The 18753-nt window shown below is 63.9% G+C and carries 16 protein-coding genes; 9 read left to right on the forward strand and 7 right to left on the reverse strand.

The window, feature by feature from the left end:
* Positions 1-137: 137 nt before the first annotated feature.
* Genes larB through larC form a run of 3 tightly spaced genes read right to left on the reverse strand, consistent with a single transcriptional unit; the run spans position 138 to position 2925 of the window.
* Positions 138-794: a nickel pincer cofactor biosynthesis protein LarB gene (gene larB, locus EY713_RS00150; protein WP_131113012.1), complete on the reverse strand. Its 657-nt coding sequence runs from the start codon at positions 792-794 to the stop codon at positions 138-140.
* Positions 794-1615, reverse strand: a complete 822-nt coding sequence (gene larE / locus EY713_RS00155) for an ATP-dependent sacrificial sulfur transferase LarE (protein ID WP_131113013.1) — start codon at positions 1613-1615, stop codon at positions 794-796. Before larE ends, larB begins: the two co-directional genes overlap by 1 nt.
* Positions 1612-2925: a nickel pincer cofactor biosynthesis protein LarC gene (larC, locus tag EY713_RS00160; RefSeq protein ID WP_131113014.1), complete on the reverse strand. Its 1314-nt coding sequence runs from the start codon at positions 2923-2925 to the stop codon at positions 1612-1614. The genes larE and larC overlap by 4 nt, the downstream gene beginning before the upstream one ends.
* A gap of 211 nt (positions 2926-3136) precedes the next feature.
* Between larC and EY713_RS00165 the strand changes: the two genes are divergently transcribed.
* Positions 3137-4258 (forward strand): aldo/keto reductase, encoded by a 1122-nt coding sequence (locus EY713_RS00165; RefSeq protein WP_131113015.1) that lies wholly within the window; start codon positions 3137-3139, stop codon positions 4256-4258.
* A gap of 36 nt (positions 4259-4294) precedes the next feature.
* On the opposite strand, the gene EY713_RS00170 is transcribed toward EY713_RS00165, so the two are convergent.
* Positions 4295-5281 carry an aldo/keto reductase gene (locus tag EY713_RS00170; protein WP_131113016.1) on the reverse strand — a complete coding sequence of 329 codons (987 nt, stop codon included), beginning with the start codon at positions 5279-5281 and terminating at the stop codon, positions 4295-4297.
* A 139-nt stretch (positions 5282-5420) separates the two neighbouring features.
* Between EY713_RS00170 and EY713_RS00175 the strand changes: the two genes are divergently transcribed.
* Positions 5421-6716 carry a nickel-dependent lactate racemase family protein gene (locus tag EY713_RS00175; protein ID WP_131113017.1) on the forward strand — a complete coding sequence of 432 codons (1296 nt, stop codon included), beginning with the start codon at positions 5421-5423 and terminating at the stop codon, positions 6714-6716.
* An 18-nt stretch (positions 6717-6734) separates the two neighbouring features.
* Here EY713_RS00175 and EY713_RS00180 read toward each other — a convergent pair whose 3' ends face one another.
* Together EY713_RS00180 and EY713_RS00185 are read right to left on the reverse strand one after the other, a co-directional pair.
* Positions 6735-7583 carry a fumarylacetoacetate hydrolase family protein gene (locus EY713_RS00180; RefSeq protein WP_131113018.1) on the reverse strand — a complete coding sequence of 283 codons (849 nt, stop codon included), beginning with the start codon at positions 7581-7583 and terminating at the stop codon, positions 6735-6737.
* A 66-nt stretch (positions 7584-7649) separates the two neighbouring features.
* Positions 7650-8393 carry an SDR family oxidoreductase gene (locus EY713_RS00185; protein ID WP_131113019.1) on the reverse strand — a complete coding sequence of 248 codons (744 nt, stop codon included), beginning with the start codon at positions 8391-8393 and terminating at the stop codon, positions 7650-7652.
* A 358-nt stretch (positions 8394-8751) separates the two neighbouring features.
* Between EY713_RS00185 and EY713_RS00190 the strand changes: the two genes are divergently transcribed.
* The 7 genes from EY713_RS00190 (at position 8752) to EY713_RS00220 (ending at position 16954) form a co-directional block, all read left to right on the forward strand.
* A complete protein-coding gene (locus EY713_RS00190; protein ID WP_131113020.1) occupies positions 8752-10302 on the forward strand; it encodes a carbohydrate porin in 1551 nt (516 codons plus the stop codon).
* 112 nt (positions 10303-10414) lie between these two features.
* Positions 10415-11086 carry a carbonic anhydrase gene (locus EY713_RS00195; protein WP_131113021.1) on the forward strand — a complete coding sequence of 224 codons (672 nt, stop codon included), beginning with the start codon at positions 10415-10417 and terminating at the stop codon, positions 11084-11086.
* Between the two features lie 369 nt (positions 11087-11455).
* On the forward strand, positions 11456-12340 hold the full coding sequence (locus EY713_RS00200; protein WP_245572831.1) for a PRC-barrel domain-containing protein: 885 nt from the start codon (positions 11456-11458) through the stop codon (positions 12338-12340).
* A gap of 18 nt (positions 12341-12358) precedes the next feature.
* Positions 12359-13666, forward strand: a complete 1308-nt coding sequence (locus EY713_RS00205) for an MFS transporter (protein ID WP_131113022.1) — start codon at positions 12359-12361, stop codon at positions 13664-13666.
* A gap of 139 nt (positions 13667-13805) precedes the next feature.
* Positions 13806-15563 (forward strand): ABC transporter ATP-binding protein, encoded by a 1758-nt coding sequence (locus EY713_RS00210; RefSeq protein ID WP_131113023.1) that lies wholly within the window; start codon positions 13806-13808, stop codon positions 15561-15563.
* 28 nt (positions 15564-15591) lie between these two features.
* Entirely contained in the window at positions 15592-16641 is a 1050-nt protein-coding gene (locus EY713_RS00215) for a dipeptidase (RefSeq protein WP_245572832.1), read from the forward strand.
* A gap of 25 nt (positions 16642-16666) precedes the next feature.
* Positions 16667-16954, forward strand: a complete 288-nt coding sequence (locus tag EY713_RS00220; RefSeq protein WP_131113025.1) for a DUF2218 domain-containing protein — start codon at positions 16667-16669, stop codon at positions 16952-16954.
* A 23-nt stretch (positions 16955-16977) separates the two neighbouring features.
* Here the strand turns inward: EY713_RS00220 and EY713_RS00225 are convergent, their stop codons facing one another.
* The gene (locus tag EY713_RS00225) at positions 16978-18588 is read right to left on the reverse strand and encodes an ABC transporter substrate-binding protein (RefSeq protein WP_131113026.1); all 1611 of its coding nucleotides are present in this window, start codon (positions 18586-18588) and stop codon (positions 16978-16980) included.
* Between the last annotated feature and the right edge of the window lie 165 nt (positions 18589-18753).

The raw sequence follows: 18753 nt of genomic DNA on the forward strand, positions 1-18753 counted from the left end.
TGCCCGCACAGATGAGCAGTGGCTAATGCCGCGCCGCAGCATAGATTGGCGTTGCGCGCTTCGGCGCTGCAATGCCCTCCTTGGGCGTTTCCTCCCTAGACTACAGGGCCGCTTTTAGCGGTCCTTTTTTTTTGCGCTTAGCGACGGATCTTTGTCAGGATCCGCAGAGCCGCGCATGCGCCCCCGTAGCCATTGTCGATGTTCATGACCGGGACGCCGGGCGCGCAACTCGCGAGGGAGGCGTTGAGCGCGGTTTGTCCGCCAGCCGCAACCCCATAGCCGACCGAGGTTGGCACTGCGATCAACGGGCCGTCGAGCAGGCCCCCGAGAACGCTGACCAACGCCGCATCCATGCCGGCCACCACGATGACCACAGGGCACTGACGGATCTCGTCCAGCCGCTCCATCAACCGCCAAAGCCCTGCCACGCCGATATCGGTAAATTCCGCGCGAGGCTGGCCGTCGAACGACAGAGTTCGCGCCGCCTCCCGACCGACCGGGATGTCGGACGTCCCGGCCATCACGATACCGACAGCTTCACCCGCCAGGGTCGGCACCGGCGCGCCCAGGATCGCGGTTCGTGACACCGGATCGTAATCCAGCCGGTTCCGCAAATCCGAGGGGAGCGCCATCGCTTTTTCGGAATCGAGCCGCGTCAACAACAGACGTCCCGCACGATCCATGACCCCATCGAGGATCGCGGCGATCTGCTCCACCGACTTACCGGCACAAAACACCGCTTCGCTAAGGCCGGTCCGCTTGCGGCGATCGAAGTCGAACTTGAACTCCACCATCAAGACATCCCCTGCAGGAAAGCGCTGCCATTGCGATACGGCGCGAGCGTCAGCGTCGGGACCGCAACCAACCCGGAAAAAACAGTCTCGACCTCGGCCTCGATCGTCGCGACACGAGCCGGATCCAGCGCCGCACGGGTCCCGGCGTCGAGTTCGAGAACGATGCCCGAGGCACGCACCCGGCACCGGATCGTCCCGAGGGGAAAGTCCCGCGCCAGCTTGCGTTCGACACTGTGGATCGCGCGTAGCACCTGCGCGTTGATGGCGATCCCGGTCTCGACCCGGCTCGATAGGCACGGGGCGGCCGGCAGGTCCGACAGATCACCCAGGCCGAGCCGCCGCGCCATGGCGCGCACCATGGCCTTGGCGATCTTGGCTTCGAGATAAGGATGGCGAACGCCATGGTGACCGGCCGCGTCGAGGCCGGGACGATACTCGCCGAGATCGTCGAGATTGGCGCCCGACAGCATCTGAGCGCCGGTGTGGCGCGCGATGCTGCCATAGAGGTTGGTCTTGCAGAAGAAGCAGCGATTGACCGGATTGGCGATGTAGTCGGCATCGTCGAACTCACCCGCGTCGACGACCCGGAGGATCCAGCCGTGTTGCTCGGCCAACCGCTCGACCCGTGCGGTGGCGTCGCCGGGAACAGCGGGCGACACCGCATGAAACATCGTGACACCGGCCCGCTGGCGATGCGCGAAGGTCGCCAGCGTCACGCTATCGATGCCGCCGCTCAGCGCGATGGCAATCTCGCCCATGCCGGCCAGCACGGCGGCGAGCCGTGCGTCGTCATCCGTCGATCCGGCAGGACCGATGTTCATGGGCGTGGCTCCTTGAGGACGGTCAGCCTGGCCAGCGCCAGAGTCTCGCCCTCTTGTCTCAAGGCACGTCGAGCCGCATGTCCGCGCTGCGCCGCGACATCATCGGCCTCGGTCTTGCCAGTTGGTGTTCCATCCGGACGCTGAACCGTCTTGACCCGCAACCGGACCCCGCCAGCCTCGACCCCGTCGAAGCCGCGCGCCAGCACGGCGCCCCGCACAATGTGAAACCGCAAGCCGATCGTGGTGGTCTCCTCGAAGCATTGTTCGATCGCGGCATCGAGTTCGGTGGGCGCGACCAGCACTTGCACCTGGGTCGCGACGCGCCCTTTCTTGCCGAAGGCGACGCTCTGGATGACGTCATGCACGCCGGCCAGGACGCGGAGATGATCGAGCCCTGCCGAGAGATCCTCGGGCGTTTGATCGTCCACCTCGAACGTGATGACGCCAAGCTCGCGATGGCTGATGATCGACCGAGACGAGGCGACCTCGACAAACGCGGTCGGCGAAAATGTGAGCACGCGCAGACAATTGCTGACGCCCGGCAGCAGCCGCGACCCGAAGCCGGTTCCGGCAGCAACGAGAATGCGACCGCGGGCAGGCAGATGGTCCGACGGCACCAGCAGATAGCGCGCGATCGCGGCACCGGTCGGGGTCACGCGCTCCCCCGCGATGCCATCATCGATGGTCGGCAATCCGCGGAGCAGCAGCGCCGTCGCGGGGGCTGGAACCGGCAGAAGACCATGTGCGGTCCTGATCCGGCCGGACCCGAGCGGGAGCGGAGCGGAGGTCCAGCGATCCGCCCCGATCAGCGCGATCAACTGCGCCGCGACGACGATATCGACGATCGAATCGACCGCGCCGACCTCGTGAAACGCGACCTCGTCCTCGGCCACGCCATGCACCTCGGCTTCGGCTTGTGCCAGCAGCGAGAAGATCGCGATCGCATGATCCTTGGTGGCGCGATCGAGCCGCGAGTCAGCGAGCTGTTGCCGAATATCGGCCCAGGCCCGATGCCGATGCGAATGCTCGCGCTTGTGATCGTGCTGGGAGGTGTGCTCGCCGTCATCATGCTGATGCACATGAGCCTGCGTTGGGGGCGAGGCCGACGCGTGATCCGCCGCGACGATGAAGCGCCGGCCCGTCAGCGCATGGTCGCGATGCCGAACGAGGCGACACGCCGCATCGGGTCCGAGCCCAAGCGCCGCGACCGCATCTTGCACGGCCGGCCAATGGTCCGGAAAGGCATCGAGCAGCGCGGCCGCGAACATGTCGCCGGACCAGCCACCAAGTGGATCGAAATGGATGTCCAAAGCTGCTCCATCACCAGACCGACACCGAAACCTTCGGTGACGGTCCTCCGCGCCACCGATTGTGATGTCAGCCAACGAAAATAGGCCATGACTTTTTTTGCCTTAGACGCACCAACGCCGAACCAACACCGATCGACGCGTCTCGCGCACGATCTTTTTGGGACCGCGGTGGTTGTGCAATTTGAAGCCAGAAATGTTCGGGAGATCGATCATGGACTATCGTCGCGTCTTGCTCGGCACCGCCGAGGCGTCCGGACCACGTGCGACGGAGGCGGCATCGGCCGCAGTCTCGCCCCCGGGCCCCGCCCTTCCACGCTCCGCCAATCTCATTGCAGACCCGGCTGACCTGCCGTTCGTCACCTCACCCGGCACGCTGCGGGGCGAGATGCTGTATCGCATGCTCGGCCGCACCGGCCAGGAGGTCTCGGCGATCGGACTGGGCGGCTTCCACATTGGCAAGAAAGTGCTGACCGACGAAGGAGCCGTGAAGCTCATCCACCAAGCGGTCGATCGCGGCATCACGTTCATGGATAATTGCTGGGACTATAACGAAGGCAACAGCGAACTCCGGATGGGCTTGGCGCTGGAGAAGGGCGGCTATCGACAGAAGGTGTTCCTGATGTCGAAGATGGACGGGCGCACCAAGACGGAAGCGGCCGCCCAGATCGACACCTCGCTGAAGCGACTCCGGACCGACCACATCGACCTCGTGCAGCACCATGAGATCTTGCGATACGACGACCCCGACCGCGTCTTTGCCGAAGGCGGCGCCATGGAAGCCTTCGTAGAAGCCAAGCAGGCCGGAAAGCTGCGCTTCATCGGCTTCACCGGCCACAAGGACCCGCGCATCCACCTGCAAATGTTGGATGTCGCAGCCTCGCGCGGCTTCCATTTCGATACCGTGCAGATGCCGCTCAACGTGATGGACGCGCATTTCCGCTCATTCGCGCATCTCGTCCTGCCCTATCTCGTGGCGCAGAACATCGGTGTGCTAGGCATGAAGACGTTCGGCGATGGCGTAATCCTGAAAAGCAACGCACCGATCAAGCCGATCGAGTTCTTGCATTATTCGATGAACCTGGCGACGTCGGTGGTCATCACAGGCATCGAGAACCAACAGAATCTCGATCAGGCCTTCGAGGCGGCGAAGACCTTCAAGCCGATGGACAAGGCCGCCGTCGCAGAACTTCTCGCGCGGAGCCGGCCCTACGCATTGGATGGGAAGTACGAGCTGTTCAAGACGAGTTCGACCTTCGATGGAACGGCCAAGAACGCTAAATGGCTCGGGGATGACGTCTCGGGCGTGCAGGAGCTCGCGCCGACAATGGAGTGAGGCGGCAGGTCTGGCCGCCTCGCTTTGCTCGAGCGACTACCAGCGCTGATGCACCGACGGCCTGATGTCGCGATCGTAAATGGACTTCAGTTCGGTCATGACGTCGGGCGACAAGGCCGGCAGGGATGCCGCGTCGGTATTGGCACGAGCCTGCGCGGCATTTTTCGCACCGGGAATCGCGACCGTTACGGCATCGAACATCAAAATCCAACGCAAGGCGAATTGCGCCATGCTGATGTCGCCGCCGACCAGAGGACGGATCGCCTCGACTGCTTTCAGACCCTCCGCGTAGGAGACGCCCGAGAAGGTCTCGCCGACATCGAACGCCTCGCCATGTCGGTTGTACTGACGATGGTCGGAGGGCTCGAAAACAGTGTCGGGCTTGAACTTGCCCGACAGGAGGCCGCTGGCGAGAGGAACGCGCGCGATGATCGCGACCTTCTTTTCCTGTGCGGCCTTTAAGAAGGCCTCGATCGGCTTCTGGCGAAAGATGTTGAAGATGATCTGCACGCTGGCGACGCCGGGATAGTCGAGCGCCATCATGGCTTCCTCGACCTTTTCGACGCTGACGCCATAAGCGCGGATCTTTCCGGCCGTCACGAGATCGTCGAGGCGGCCGAACACCTCTGCGCGGTGGTAGAGTGCGGTCGGCGGGCAGTGCAGTTGCACAAGGTCGAGCGTGTCGACCCCGAGATTTTTCAAGCTGCGATCCGTCCAGGCCGACAGATTCTCGGCCGTATAACCCTCGACGGTCTGCTTGGGCAGGCGGCGTCCGGCCTTGGTGGCCACGAAAGGACGTTCGCCCCCGCGCGCCTTCAAAACCTGCGCGATCAGTTGCTCGGATCGGCCGTCGCCATAGACATCCGCCGTGTCGATGAAGGTCACGCCCTTGTCGAGCGCCTCATTCAGCGCCGCAACGGCGTCATCCGGTTCGACATGGCCCCAATCGGCGCCGATCGCCCAGGCGCCGAAGCCGATGTCGCTGACCATGCGGCCCGTCCGGCCGAAGTCCCGTGTTCGCATTCCGCCCTCTTCACTGATTTGAACCGACCTGCTGGCCGGCAGCTTTGATCGGACTTATCTTACGAACGAACGCAAAAGCGCAAGCTGCTCCAGCGCCATCGCTGCGGGCCGCCGACAATGCAACCTGGGGAGCGAAACGATGAGCCAAGCCGAAGCCGCCACGGTGTCCTACGGCCGGAGCCATCTGCAGCTTCGTCTCCCGAGTCATGCCGCTCTCACCACCATCCGGAAACATCAGCTGCCGAAGCTGCCCGATCCGGACCGTGCCGTCCGCGAGGCCATGATGATGCCGATCGGCTCGGGCTCACTCGACAAGCTCGCGAATGGCAAAGCCAGCGCCTGCATCCTCATCTGCGACATCACCCGGCCGGTGCCCAACCGGCTCTTTCTTCGTCCCATGATCGAGACGATGGTGGCGTCAGGCATCCCGCTCGATCGCATCACCGTTTTGGTCGCGACAGGGCTGCACCGGCCCAACCTTGGTGACGAACTGGCTGAACTCGTCGGCGATCCCTGGGTGCTGGCCGCGGTGCGGGTCGAGAACCATGAGGCGCGCGACGAAACCGCCCATGTGGATTTAGGGTTCACGGATACCCGACACACGCCAATTAAGCTCGACCGGCGCTTCGTGGAGGCAGATCTCCGCATCGCGACCGGGCTGGTCGAACCTCATTTCATGGCCGGCTGGTCCGGCGGCCGCAAGGTCGTCGCGCCCGGCATCGCTCACCACGAGACGATCCGCACCTTTCATTCAGCGCGGTTCATGGAGGACCCGCTTGCGGTCCAGTGCAATCTCATCGGCAACCCCCTGCACGAGGAACAGCTCGAAATCGTGCGGCGGCTCGGCGACGTCTACGCGCTCAACACCGTGTTGGACGAGGATCGCGACCTCGTCTGCGTGACCTTCGGCGAGATTATCGCCAGCCATCAGGCTGCGGTCGACTTCGTCAGCGGCGTGACGCGCGTGGCGGTCGGTCGCCGCTTCAAGACAGTCGTGACGTCGTCGGCCGGCTACCCGCTCGACAAGACCTATTATCAGACCGTCAAATGTATGGTGACGCCACTCGACATTCTCGAGCCCGGCGGAACCCTGATCGTCGCGTCGGAATGTTCGGAAGGCTTCGGCTCGGCGGAGTTCCGCGAGGCCCAGCGGAGGCTGATCACGCTCGGCCCGGAGCGATTCCTGGCGACCCTCATGGCCAAGTCTCTCGCCGAAATCGACGAGTGGCAGACTGAGATGCAGATGAAATCCATGCGGGTCGGCAGGATCCAGCTTTATGCGTCCGGGCTTTCGGCCGAGGATCGCCAAATGACCGGCGTCGACATGATCGACGACATCGACGATGCCATCGCCGGCAGCATGGCGGCGGCGGGCGATGCCGCCGTCGCGATCATCCCAGAAGGCCCCTATGTGGTGCCCTATCTCCAGGCTTGAGCCTTTGGGCTTTGGACGTTACTCGGCCGCGACCGTCACCTGGGTCTGTTCTCCGAGACCCTCGATGCCGAGGCGGATCGTCTGGCCGGGGTGCAGGTAGATGGGCTCGGGCTTGAGGCCGAGGCCGACGCCGGGGGGCGTCCCGGTCGAAATGATGTCGCCCGGCTGCAAGCTCATGAATTGCGACACGTAGGACACCAGCACGGCGACCGGGAAGATCATCGTCTTGGTCGAGCCGTTCTGCCGGCTGACCCCATCGACCGTCAGCCACATCGAAAGGTTCTGCGGATCGGCGACCTCGTCCTTGGTGACGAGCCACGGCCCGATCGGCCCGAAGGAATCGGCCGACTTGCCCTTCGTCCACTGGCCGCCGCGCTCGGCCTGGAATTCACGCTCGGACACATCGTTGATGAGGCAATAGCCGGCCACATGGTTCATGGCATCGGCTTCGGAGACGTAGCGCGCCTCGGCCCCGATCACGACACCGAGTTCGACTTCCCAGTCGGTCTTCTTCGACCGGCGCGGAATGATGACGGGATCGTTCGGGCCGGTAATGGCGCTGGTGGCCTTCATGAACAGGATCGGCTCGGCCGGAATGGGAGCGCCAGTTTCGGCCGCATGATCGGCATAGTTCAACCCAATGCAGATGAACTTGCCGACTCCGGCCACACAAGGGCCGTAACGACCGGGCTCGCTGACGAGCGGCAAGGATTTGACGTCGAGCGAGGCGATCTCCTTCAGACCGTCGGGTGTCAGCCAGCGACCGGCAAGGTCGGGCACATGGGCCGACAGGTCGCGGACATTGCCATCCGCATCGAGCAGACCGGGCTTTTCGGCGCCCTTGGGGCCATGACGCAGCAATTTCATGGAGGCCTCTATGTGGTTCGAGTCAAAAGTTTGGTTGTCGATGGAAACGCTTGGACGACGGGGCGCTTACATATTGGTCCAGCCACCGTCGATGGCGATGGCGGTGCCGGTGATGAGGGAGGATTCGTCGCTGGCGAAGAACACCACGAGGTTCGCGACCTCGTCGGGGGTGCCGAGACGCCCCATCGGCTGGCGGGCCAGGAAGCTGGCGCGTGCCGTATCGTAGTCGCCGAGAGCGCGCATCCGGTCCTGCAACGAAGGGCTTTCGATCGTGCCAGGGCAGATCGCGTTGGCGCGGATTCCCTTGGTGACGAAATCAGCCGCGACGGATTTGGTCATGCCGATGACGGCCGCTTTGGTGGCTCCGTAGATGAACCGGTTTGGGGCCGCGATGATGGTCGAGGCCACGGACGCCATATTGACGATGGATCCGCCGCCCTTGGCCAGCATGCCCGGCAGGAAGGCCCGCATCATCCGGTACATGGCCCGCACGTTGAGATCGACCGAGAACGAAAAGGCATCCTCGTCGCATTCGAGGATCGTGCCGTTATGCACAAATCCCGCGCAGTTGAAGAGAACGTCCGGGGCCGGCACCTCGGCCGCGAAGGCCGTGATGGCGCTCGGATCGAGCACATCGAGACGTCGGGTGGTCACGTTGGCGAGCCCGGCAAGCGTCTCGAGCTTCCCTGCATCGATGTCGGTCGCGATCACCTGCGCGCCTTCACGCGCGCAAGCCAGCACCGATGCGTGTCCGATACCCTGCCCGGCCGCTGTGATGACCGCCGTCTTGCCTTTTAGTCGTTCCGCCATCCCCAGATCCCCGTTTTTCCCCTTGTTGGTCCGCAACGCTGGCCCGACCAAACGCTCGCAAGACCAGGAGGTCGTCTGCCGCAGCCCCGCCGCAGGCAAGATGTCGGGCGACAGCGCGAATGCGCCGGGACCATAGATGATTGCTCGCGTCTTGGGCAACCCAATGCCGCGCTTCGCGCCACGCGACCGCGTCGCCTCGGCCACACCGAATTGATTTTATCGATCGGTCTGGAACAGCCCTCTTGAGGCATCGACGCTCAGCGTCGATGCTGATCGCACCAGAAGCGTCCGAGTCGCGTGATCGTCACGCCCGGTGCAGGACGAAGAAGCCGTCCAAAAATCAGGAACGGCAGGAAACATGACTCTCGACACATGTCGTTCGGTGCGGCTCGCCGCTCTCGCTTCAGCTGTGGCCCTTATTTTTGCTGCTCCGGCGCCCGGCATCGCCCAGACCGCCCCGGCCGCGACGAGGTCGCCGCAATCCGTCGTGCCGCCTCCCGCAGCCCTCAAGCCAGCCGCTAAAACCGCCGTTCGCAGAAGCGCCGCGCGCGACGAGGCGTTGCCCAAACCACAAGGCGCCCGCAAGCCGGCCGCGCCTGTGACGCCGTCGAACCCGACCAAACGCGCCAAGATCTCACATGCTGCGGTCGAGCCCGAACATGCCTTCGGGGACTGGGACGGCTTCCGCACGCGCCTTGCCAAATATGGCGTGAATTATTCGCTGAATTACACGACTGAGAGCGTTGCCAACGTGTCCGGTGGCGTCAAAGCGGGCGCTGCCTACGCGCATCAGATCGCTCTCGCGGTCGACGTAAATTGGCAGACCCTGGCAGGGCTCGATGGATTTTCGACCCACACGATCTTCATCAACCGCGCCGGCAATAATGCGAGCGCGCGTTTCATCGGCGACAACGTCCTGCAGGCGCAGGAAATCTACGGCGCCGGCTTCGGCCAGATCGTCAAACTGGTGTGGTTCTACGGTGAGCAGAAACTGGCCGACGACAAGATCGATATCGCCTTCGGCCGCTTGGCCCCTGGTTCGGATTTCGGCGCCTCCCCGCTCAACTGCAACTTCATGACGCTGACGATCTGCGGGCATAATCGCGCGCTGACGTCGCTGCAGGGCTTCGAGGATTGGCCGACCAGCGTCTGGGGCGCGCGTATCAAGGGCCAGACGACCGACACGACCTACATCATGACCGGACTGTTCCAGTCGCAGCCTTTCCCGGTTCCCGGCGAGAGCTACACGCAGGGCGGCTACAGCGGGTTCGATTGGACCCTGAAAGGAACGACGGGCGTCAGTATCCCGCTCGAACTCGGCTTCGAGCCGCGCCTCGGGCCGGACGAAATGCCGGGCCACTACAAGCTCGGGTTCAATTACGACACGTCCGACTATCCGGACACCTTCTTCGACCGACAGAACCTGCCGCTCGCGCTCACCGGATTGACCGGGCGGCCACATCATGGGCGAGCCCAATTCTGGGTCGAGGGCGACCAGATGATCGCCCGCAACGGGCCAAACGACAACGATGGTCTCATTCTCCTGGCGAGCTACGCCCACGACGACTCCAACACCTCGCTGATCCGGAATTTCCTCTGGGCCGGCGTGCTGGATCGCGGATTCTGGGATGCACGCCCGCAGGATCAGATCGGTTTCGCGGCGACCTATTACGATGTCAGCAACAAGATCACCCGCACCGAGCAACTCGAGCAGAGCCTCGATCTTCCGCTCTACGGCAATGCGCGCGGAGTGCAGCGAAACGGGGCCGTGTTCGAAGCCAATTACGGGATCCATGTCGCGCCTGGCGTGCTGATCCAGCCAGAGCTCGAATATTTCCTCAAACCCGGCGCGACCGCTGCTGTGTCGAACTCGTTCCTGATCGGAGCCAAGACCAACATCGACTTCTAAGGACCCGCAAGCGAGGAGGCGATGGGCCAGGCGTTGTTGGCGGAATTGCCCAACTCTGTTAGGTCCCGCCGACAGCCTCACGCTGGGGCTGCTCCCCGTTTGAGGTCGTCCCATGTTTCCCGATCGGCTCACGCAAGGCTACCGCTCCTTTCTGGGTGGCCGGTTCGCCAGCGAACGCTCCCGCTACGAAATGCTGGCCGATGCCGGACAGCGACCCGAGATCATGGTGGTGGGATGCGTGGACTCGCGCGTGTCGCCCGAGGTGATCTTCGATGCCGCCCCTGGCGAATTGCTGGTCGTCCGCAACGTGGCAAATCTGGTCCCGCCCTACGAACCCGATCGTGACTCCCAACACGGTACGAGCGCGGCGCTCGAATTCGGAGTCCAGGCGCTGAAGGTCAAGCATATCGTCGTGCTTGGGCATGCCTTCTGTGGCGGCATCCGCGCCTTCGCCGACGAACAGAAGCCGCTGTCATCGGGTGATTTCATCGGTCGCTGGATGTCGCAGATCGCCCCCGCGGCTGCCAACATCGGCCCGCGTAAAGCCGATGACGATGCCGATTACCTGCATCGGCTGGAATTTGCATCGGTCGAACTCAGTCTCAAGAATCTGATGACCTTTCCGTGGCTCCGGATCTTAGTCGAAGCCGGTACGCTGCATCTGCATGGCGCTTATTTTGGGGTGGCGACCGGTCGGCTACAGGTGCGCGACCCGGAAACGGGTCGTTTTGAGCCTGTCAGCGACACGGTTCCAGGGCCGCTTGCCATGATCCGCTGCACCTGAACCGGTCGACCAGTGATGGCGCTGGTTTTCGACTGCCGCGTCGATGAAGGCACGTTTGCCACCTCGACATAATAGGGGCTCTCGGACGTGTGGGAGTGGTCAACGCGGCCGAAAACCCCTAGACGATATGGTGAAGAGCCGATGACACGTCACGCTTGCGGAGGCTGTTGCAACCGTACTCGCGTGACGATGATGGGCTGCGCCCCCGCGGCAACCGCCCCCCTGTACTGGGACGGCCGGATCCTCGCTTCGGGACATGTGTTTGTAGCCGAAGGGTAGCGTTTCATGGCCGAACCGCATGGTCCGTCTGACCACAGGACAGCGCAGCGTCATCAGAGTCCGGTCACGCGGAGCGCGCATGGGAGCGCTGTGATCCGCGCAAGCGTCATCGTCCTCGCCCTTGCCTTGAGCCAAACTGCGCGGGCTGCCGATGCGCTTCCGCCGGCTTTGGGGGCCACGACGCAACCGGCACCCGTCGCGACGCCGACGGCCGCCACTCCTGCGCTAAGCACTGCCCCAAGCCCTGCCGCGACCCCTGCCGCAAGCCCTGCCGCGCAAACGAAAGCGGCCGAACCGACCAAAGCCGAGGCGAAGGCCGAGGCTAAAGCTCAGGAGACGGCCGGCACCCCCGCGATCGTGCTCGATGGACCGGAGGTCGAGAGCATTCTCGGCAAGGACGTCCAGAACACCAAGGGCGACGACATGGGCCGCATCGTCGACCTACTGATCGATCGTTCCGGACAGATGCGCGCCGCCGTCATCGATTTCGGCGGGTTCTTCGGCGTCGGGAGCCGCAAGATCGCGGTCGATTGGCGCGCCATTCACATGGCCGACGACGGCAAGACCGATAAATTGGTCATCGACCTACCGCGCAATCAATTACGGGTCGCCCCCGTCTACAAAGAAGGGGAGCCCGTCGTCGTGCTCGGTCGCCCACCGGCGTTGGAAGCTCCGGCGGTGGCTCCTGTGGCTGCGGCGGCCCCCGTGACTGCCACGAATCCAGTGGCTGCCGCAGCACCCGCTGCCATCGCGCCGCCGCCTGTCGCAACGGCACCGATCACCGCCACACCTGCGGCTTCAACTCCCGCGGCCGCGGTACCCGCTGCCACAACGCCGGCCGCACAGGCACCGGCTTCGCCGCCGCAACCCGCCGCTTCTGCGCCAGCACCGGCCCCCACCGTGCCATCAACGCCTGCACCCGCCGCGGCACAACCATCCGCGCTTCAACCCACACCCGCCCCAGCAGCGCCCTAGGGCGTGCGGGAACCCTGAATGACAGTCTCAGATCTGAGCGCGACTCAGCCGGCCAGCGGCGCGAGGCCGCCAGACGTGTCGACGCCGAACGCTTCTCAGCAGAGCCGCAACGGCCTCGATTGGTTCGTCTTTTTCATTGCCGATATTCAAACAGGCTTCGGCCCGTTCGTGGCCGTTTATCTCACGGCACAGAAGTGGACCCAGACCGATATTGGCCTCGTCTTGACGGTGGCGGGTCTAGTGAGCTTGCTCGGCCAGATCCCGGCCGGCGCGGTCGTCGATGCGGTCAAGAACCTGAGGGCCGCGGCCGCCATCGCGGTTTTGGCGATCGGCGGCAGTGCCTTCGCGATGGCGATCTGGCCGGTCTTCCCGCTCGTCATGCTGTCGCGCGTCGTCCATGCGGGAGCGAGCTGTGTCCTCGGCCTCGCCTTGGCGTCGATCAGCCTCAGCCTCGTCGGCCGTCGCGAGATCAGCGGACGGCTTGGCCGCAATGCGTCCTTCGCCTCGATCGGCACCGGACTCGCGGCGGCCGGCATGGGCCTTTGCGGGACGTACCTCTCCCCGAGATCCGTGTTCTTCGTCTCTGGCGCGCTGGTGCTTCCAGCCCTGATCGCCCTTTTCAGGATCAAAAGCGACGAGATCAAAGTGGTCCGCGAGGGCGGTGATCCCGCTGTCAAACGCGGGCGCGGCGCGATCCTCACCGATCTCCGCGATTTGGCGCGCATTCGTCCACTGGTGATCTTTTCGGCCTGCATCGTCATGTTCCACCTGGCCAATGCGGCAATGTTGCCGCTCGCCGCCAGCATGTTGACGCTTCGGTCGAGTAGCGCCGCGACAGCACTCGTGGCCGCCGCCATCGTGGTGCCCCAGGTTATCGTCGCGATCCTGTCGCCCATTGTCGGCCTCAAGGCGCAGAAATGGGGACGCAAGCCGCTGCTGCTGATCGGCTTTGCGGCACTGCCGCTCCGTGGCCTCATCTTCTCTCTGACCAGCGACCCCCGCATTCTCGTCGCGGTTCAAGCGCTCGATGGCGTGTCGGCGGCCGCACTCGGCGTCCTGGTGCCGCTCACCATTGCGGACGTTACCGCCAAAGCCGGACGCTTCAATCTGGCGCAGGGCGCGGTCGGCTGCGCGGTTGGCATCGGCGCCGCGATCAGCACGACGATCGCGGGGTCTCTCTCCGACCATTTCGGAAGCCATCTCGCCTTCGTGACGATGGCGACCGTCGCCGGTTTCGGCTTCTTGGCGGTTTGGCTGTTCATGCCCGAGACCCTGGACCGACCCGCCCCCGCGTCACCCGAGCCAATCCGCGCGGTGTCACCATGAACGTTCTCGCGCCAATGCGGTCTTCTCCGCCTCTTTCACGAGAAAGGTTGTGGCGCGGCACGACATTTGTTTCAGTGACGGCTGAGACAGCCGGCATCGGAACACTGCCCACTCGGAATGCGGGAAGGCTTGCGGTTTGATGGAAAATTACGCGCATCGGCCGTTTGGATTTTTCGCGCGCTACATTCTTAAGCGCCGCCTTGCGCATGCCTGCATCCTGATCGCGGTTCTGGGGGCGGTGACCTGTTCGGTCAGCACACAATTCGGCATCAAAGGCCTCGTCGATGCGCTGGCGGCCGGCCAGGATAGCGGGAAGAGCCCCTGGACTGCCTTTACGGTGCTGGTCTGCTTCATCGCGGCCGATAATTTCCTCTGGCGGATCGCAAGTTGGATCGGCAGTTATGCGTTTGTCGGTGTGACCGGCGATCTCCGCTCCGACCTGTTTCGCCACCTGACAGGCCACGCGCCGGGTTATTTTGCAGACCGCCTCCCAGGTGTCTTGACGAGCCGCATCACCGCGACCTCGAATGCGGTCTTCACGATCGAAAACATGTTCGTCTGGAACGTCCTGCCGCCCTGCGTCGCGACCGTGGGCGCGATCGCGTTTCTGACGCTCGTCAGCCTGCCGATGGCGGGATTTCTGATCTGCGTCGCGCTCGTCGTCATCGTCGTGATGTTCAAGATGGCCGCCATGGGCAAGCCGCTCCATCACGATTTTGCCAACAAGGCCGCGGCCGTCGACGGCGAGATGGTCGACGTCATCGGCAATATGGCGCTCGTCAAAGCGTTCGGCGGCATCGCGCGGGAGCATCGCCGCTTCGATGTAACGGTCGATAAGGAGATGACGGCTCGCCGCCGTAGCCTGCAATATCTCGAAAAGCTACGCCTCGCTCATGCGGTGGTGGTGGTCGTGATGACGCTTGGGCTGCTCGGCTGGGCCATCAAACTCTGGCAGGCCCGGCAGATCACGGCCGGTGACGTCGTGCTGGTCTGCACGCTCGGCCTTTCGGTGCTGAGCGCCACGCGCGATCTTGCGGTCGCGCTGGTGGATGTGACGCAACATATGGCGCGGCTCTCCGAGGCGCTGACGACGCTGCTGTCGCCGCACGATCTCAAGGACATTCCGAATGCCGCGACCCTGGTGCCGGCTGGCGCGCGCGTCAGCTTCCGGGATGTGGCCTTCGCCTATCCGTCCGGCCGCAAGGTGTTCAGCGATTTTACGGTCGAGATCGAGCCGGGGCAACGCGTCGGCCTGGTCGGGCCCTCGGGCGGCGGCAAGTCGACCCTGATCGCGTTGCTGCAGCGCTTCTACGACATCCAGGGCGGCCAGATCCTCATCGACGGCCAGGATATTTCGCGCATTACCGAGCAGAGCCTGCGGGACGCCATCGCGATCGTGCCGCAGGATACGGCCCTGCTGAACCGAACGCTGACCGAAAACATCCGCTACGGCCGGCCCGATGCGACCGATGAAGAGGTCTGGAACGCCGCCATTGCGGCGCGCTGTCGCCCCTTCATCGAGAACCTGCCCGAAGGGCTCGATACGATCGTCGGCGATCGTGGCTTGAAGCTATCGGGTGGGCAGCGTCAGCGCATCGCCATCGCCCGCGCGTTCCTCAAGGATTCGCCGATTCTCCTGCTCGACGAAGCCACCTCGGCCCTTGATAGCGAGGCCGAGGAAGCGATCCGGCTCGCGCTGGAGCGGCTGATGGAAAAGCGCACCGTCATCACCATCGCGCATCGCCTGTCGACCGTTCGCTCGTTCGATCGCATTCTGGTGCTGCAGAACGGCAAAGTGGTGCAGGACGGCGCACCCGACGACCTCCTCGACCGGGAAGGTCCCTATAGCGCACTCATCAAGACCGAGATGAGCCGCCTCGCGCAAAAAGCGGCTTAGTCCGCTCAGGATTGTTATGACAAACCCGATGATTTCCGTTTTTGACGGCCATAACGACACATTGCTGCGCTTCGCCATGCAGACCGCATCGACCCCGGAGGCGCTGTTCGAAAAGGGCGATGGCAAGGGACATTTCGACCTGCCGCGGGCTCGCGCAGGCGGTTTCGCAGGCGGCATGTTCGCCGTGTTTCCGCCGCCACGCGACATGCCCGACATGAGCCGCTCGATGAACGGGGCCGCCTATGACATGCCGTTGCCGCCGCCGCTGCCGCATCATGGCGCGGGTGACTGGACGGCCCGTATGGTGGCGATCCTGCTGCGGCTCGAACGCGCGTTTCCGAACGACCTCGCGATCTGCCGCAGCGCGCCCGACATTCGGGCCGCCATGGCAAGCCACAAGATCGCGGCCGTGCTTCACATCGAAGGCGCCGAGGCGATCGACCGCGATTTGATGATGCTCGACGTCCTCCACGCCGTGGGGCTTCGCTCGCTCGGTCTCGTCTGGAGCCGGCCCAACATCTTCGCGCATGGCGTCCCTTTCCGCTTTCCGAGTTCGCCCGATACCGGAGACGGCTTGACCGAAGCCGGCCGTGACTTGGTGCGCGGCTGCAACCAGCGCCGCATCCTGCTCGACCTGTCGCATCTCAACGAAAAAGGCTTTTGGGACGTCGCCGCCCTGACCGATGCACCGCTGGTCGCGACCCATTCAAACGTTCATGCGCTCTGCCCCTCGGCCCGCAACCTCACCGACAAGCAACTCGACGCCATCGCGGAGAGCAAGGGTGTCGTCGGGCTGAATTTTGCCACTTGCTTCTTGCGGCCCGACGGGCAAATGCGGGCCGATACGAGCCTCGACGACATGGTTCGCCATCTCGACGCACTGCTCGAACGGCTCGGCGAGGATGGGGTCGCGTTCGGATCGGATTTCGATGGCGCCATCGTCCCGGCCGAGGTCGGGAGCGTCGCCGGCCTTCCAAATCTGCTCGATCGGATGCGGCAAGCGGGCTATTCGGAGGCGCTGCTCGCCAAGATCGCCCACGGGAATTGGCTGTCGCTGCTGGAGCGGAGCTGGGCCTGAGCGGCGCGAAAAGGAACCGGACCCGATGTCGACGTTCACGGCCGAAGTCGAAACCGAACACGCCAGCCGCTACCTGCAACAGCTCTGCAAACACTGGAGCCACAAGTTCACGGTGACGTTCGATCCCTCGCGCGGCACGATCGATCTCAACGGCTCGACCTGTAGCTTTGTGGCTGAGCCGCATCGATTGCTGATGAGCCTCGCCAATGAGGACGCTGCGGTTCTGCCGCGGCTCTGCGAGGTGGTGACCGAGCATCTGAAACGCTTCGCCTTTCGCGAAGAGCTCGCGGTCGAATGGGCGGAGGCGGTCTAGCCTCCACCCCTGCCCCGGCGGGCTTATTTGCTGGTCATGCCGTAGAAGACGACGTCCTGCGTCGGGCCGAGGATGAAGTTTTTGACAGTGGCCCGCTCGGCCGTCTGCTTCACTTCCTGGAACATGATGATGAAAGGGCTGTCGTCGAGCAGCTTTTGCTGCAGATCCTTGTACATCTGCTCGCGCTTTCCGAGATCGCGCTCCTCGACGGCGGCTTCGGTCATTTTGCTGATCTCGGGGATCAGCCAGGAGTTGCGCCAAGCCAGCGGCTTGGTTGGCGGATTGTCGGAATTGTCGGTGTTGCGGGCGAAACTATCGGCATTGGTATGCGGGTCCATGTAGTCGGGACCCCAATAGATCAGCAGCATCTGGTGCTGGCGGGCGCGGAACTTGGTGATGACGGATTTCTGCTCCCCCGGAATGATCGTCACGCGGACGCCGCCCTGGGCCATGTTGGCCTGAATGGCCTGCGCGATATTGATGTAGGGGGCCGTGTTGGACGCATCGAGCGTGATGTCGAAGCCGTTGGGGTAACCCGCCTCCGCCAGCAGCGACTTGGCTTTCGCGGGGTCGAAATTAAAGGGATTCTTGTCGAGCGCGGCCCAGAAGCCGGACGGCCAGAATGTCTGGTGAACCTGATACTGCCCCTTCAGGAACGAGCCGGCCATGCCGTCGTAATCGACGAGATAATGCAAGGCGAGCCGCACCTTCGGGTTGTCGAGCGGCGCAGCTTTCACGTTCAGCCCGACATAATGCAGCGTTGCTTGCGGCGAGCGCACGACCGTCACGTCTTTATTGCCGGCGATACTCGCGATTTGGTCGGTCGTGAGGTCACGGGCGATGTCGGCATCACCCTTTTCGATGAGCAGCCGCTGTGCCGCGGCCTCCGGCACGTGACGGATCACGACGCGTTTCAGCGGGGGCGCGCCTTCGCGGTACGTCGGGTTCGCATCGAGCACGACGCTCTCGTTGGCCTTCCAGGACTTCAGCGTGAAGGCACCGCCGCCGGCCGAATGGGTCTTCAGCCACGCGTTGCCGAGGTCGCCACCCTGGTCGTGCTGCATCACGACCGATTTCTCGACCACGGAACCGACGATCGACGAGAGCAGCGCAAGCACCAGCGAGGGCGAGTAATTTGGCCCTATGGTGATCTGCAGCGTCGTCGGGTCGAGCGCCTTGACCATCGCGTCGACATTGTCCTTGGTCCAACCGAGTTGATCGATCAGAAACGCCGGATTCTTATTCAGCTTGATCACACGGGCGAGCGAGAAAGCGGCATCCTCCGCCGTCACGGGGCTCCCCGACGCGAATGTCATGGTGGGCCGCAGCTTGAACGTTAGGGTCTTGCCGTCTGGGCTCACGATCCAGCTTTCGGCTGCCCCACCCACCAGCTTGGTGACGTCATGCGGATCGTTGCGAATGATCCGGTCGTAGATGTTGCTGTCGATCTCGACACCGGTCAGCTCATAGCATTCGGCCGGATCGAGGCTGATCATGTCGTCGATGTTCTTGGCCATAACGAGCGTGTCGGCCGGGGTCGCGGCGACAGCCGACCCCACGGACGGCCAAGCCAAGCCGAGCGCCGTTCCCAGCGTCACGGCCGCCAGCAGCCGCACCCTCAAACGATCCGACATGCTGGTCCCTCCCGAGGCGTCTGATGACGCAGATAGATGACGCGACCCATCAAGCAGACTGGATTTGCGGACGGCGCGCAAGCCAGGCGTGTGAAGCAAGCGCTGGACCACAAGGCCGATATCCCGCACAGATCCCTCTCGTCCTATCGGCTGCGAGCGACACGG

Origin of the sequence: Lichenihabitans psoromatis (genome assembly GCF_004323635.1) — a bacterium.
In the GTDB taxonomy this organism is placed as follows: Bacteria; Pseudomonadota; Alphaproteobacteria; order Rhizobiales; family Beijerinckiaceae; genus Lichenihabitans; species Lichenihabitans psoromatis.

Coding starts and splice junctions, on each gene's coding strand:
- EY713_RS00215 (WP_245572832.1), top strand. CDS start 15,592: ATGATTTCCGTTTTTGACGGCCATAACGACACATTGCTGCGCTTCGCC.
- EY713_RS00195 (WP_131113021.1), top strand. CDS start 10,415: ATGTTTCCCGATCGGCTCACGCAAGGCTACCGCTCCTTTCTGGGTGGC.
- EY713_RS00175 (WP_131113017.1), top strand. CDS start 5,421: ATGAGCCAAGCCGAAGCCGCCACGGTGTCCTACGGCCGGAGCCATCTG.
- EY713_RS00210 (WP_131113023.1), top strand. CDS start 13,806: ATGGAAAATTACGCGCATCGGCCGTTTGGATTTTTCGCGCGCTACATT.
- EY713_RS00170 (WP_131113016.1), bottom strand. CDS start 5,281: ATGCGAACACGGGACTTCGGCCGGACGGGCCGCATGGTCAGCGACATC.
- EY713_RS00165 (WP_131113015.1), top strand. CDS start 3,137: ATGGACTATCGTCGCGTCTTGCTCGGCACCGCCGAGGCGTCCGGACCA.
- EY713_RS00205 (WP_131113022.1), top strand. CDS start 12,359: ATGACAGTCTCAGATCTGAGCGCGACTCAGCCGGCCAGCGGCGCGAGG.
- larE (WP_131113013.1), bottom strand. CDS start 1,615: ATGAACATCGGTCCTGCCGGATCGACGGATGACGACGCACGGCTCGCC.
- larB (WP_131113012.1), bottom strand. CDS start 794: ATGGTGGAGTTCAAGTTCGACTTCGATCGCCGCAAGCGGACCGGCCTT.
- EY713_RS00190 (WP_131113020.1), top strand. CDS start 8,752: ATGACTCTCGACACATGTCGTTCGGTGCGGCTCGCCGCTCTCGCTTCA.
- EY713_RS00225 (WP_131113026.1), bottom strand. CDS start 18,588: ATGTCGGATCGTTTGAGGGTGCGGCTGCTGGCGGCCGTGACGCTGGGA.
- EY713_RS00220 (WP_131113025.1), top strand. CDS start 16,667: ATGTCGACGTTCACGGCCGAAGTCGAAACCGAACACGCCAGCCGCTAC.
- EY713_RS00185 (WP_131113019.1), bottom strand. CDS start 8,393: ATGGCGGAACGACTAAAAGGCAAGACGGCGGTCATCACAGCGGCCGGG.
- EY713_RS00180 (WP_131113018.1), bottom strand. CDS start 7,583: ATGAAATTGCTGCGTCATGGCCCCAAGGGCGCCGAAAAGCCCGGTCTG.